The organism is Staphylococcus sp. HMSC62D11 (assembly GCF_001839145.1).
GTDB lineage: Bacteria > Bacillota > Bacilli > Staphylococcales > Staphylococcaceae > Staphylococcus > Staphylococcus lugdunensis.
The window spans coordinates 193,545-194,952 of the sequence record NZ_KV840185.1; the positions used below are offsets into that span (position 1 = coordinate 193,545).

Annotated in this window: 2 protein-coding genes; both read left to right on the plus strand. The window is 29.7% G+C overall.

Annotated elements, in window-relative coordinates:
- On the plus strand, positions 1–686 hold a 686-nt coding region (locus tag HMPREF3267_RS05435), incomplete at its 5' end, for a tandem-type lipoprotein (protein ID WP_070866794.1).
- A gap of 90 nt (positions 687–776) precedes the next feature.
- On the plus strand, positions 777–1,408 hold a 632-nt coding region (locus HMPREF3267_RS05440), incomplete at its 3' end, for a tandem-type lipoprotein (RefSeq protein WP_070866795.1).

Consider the following 1,408-nt stretch of genomic DNA (forward strand, 5'->3'; position numbering starts at 1 on the left):
CTCAAATTAAGAAAACATTTAATCAAACATTAAGCTTGTATCCAACCAAGAATCTCGAGGATTTCTACGATAAAGAAGGCTTTCGAGATCAAGAATTTGATAAAGGAGATAAAGGCACTTGGATCATTCATTCTGAAATGGTTATCGAGCCAAAAGGTAGAAATATGGAATCTAGAGGAATGGTGCTACATGTAAATCGCAATACTAGAACAACGAAAGGATATTTTTTAATAAGCGAGATAACAGAAGACAAAAAAGGATATGTGCATAATAAAGATAAAAAATATCCAGTGAAAATGGAACATAATAAAATTATCCCAATAAAGCCAATACCGAATGATAAGTTAAAAAAAGAAATAGAAAACTTTAAGTTTTTTGTACAATACGGCAACTTTAAAGATTTTAAAGATTATAAAAATGGAGATATTTCATACAATCCAAATGTGCCAAGTTATTCTGCAAAATATCTGTTGAATAATGATGATTATAATGTACAACAGTTAAGGAAGAGATATAATATCCCAACCAAACAAGCCCCTGAATTAAAGTTGAAGGGCGATGGCGATTTAAAAGGATCATCCATAGGATCTAAAGATCTAGAATTTACCTTTGTAGAAAATAAAAAAGAAAATATCTTTTTTACAGATTCTGTACAATTTACTCCAAGTGAGGTTAATAAATCATGAGTCAAACTCTGAATATCAAATCTAGAGACATAATAGGTTATTCTAAACAGACCAAGCGTAGTATATAGAATAATATGGGGGTGTGAAAAAATGGAGCATTCAAAAAAACTAAAGTTATGTGCAAGTTTGTTTATCTTAGTCATTTTTGTTGGAGGGTGTGGATCTTTTAACAAAGAAGCTCAAATTAAAAAAAGTTTTAATAAAACGTTAAGTGTGTATCCAACAAAAAATCTTGAAGATTTCTACGATAAAGAAGGCTTTCGAGATCAAGAATTTGATAAAGATGATAAAGGCACTTGGATCATTTATTCTGAAATGGTTATTGAACCCAAAGGTAAGAATATGGAATCTAGAGGAATGGTGCTCCATATAAATCGCAATACTAGAACAACAAGAGGTAATTTTATTGTCAATGAAATAACAGAGGATAGTAAAGGTAGACCCTTAAATAATAAAAAGAAATATCCAGTGAAAATGGAACATAATCGAATTATCCCAACGAAGCCAATACCGAATGATAAGTTAAAAAAAGAAATAGAAAACTTTAAGTTTTTTGTACAATACGGCAACTTTAAAGATTTTAAAGATTATAAAAATGGAGATATTTCATACAATCCAAATGTGCCAAGTTATTCCGCAAAATATCAATTGAATAATGATGACTATAACGTTAAACAATTAAGAAAGAGATATAATATCCCAACGAAACAAGCACCTGAATT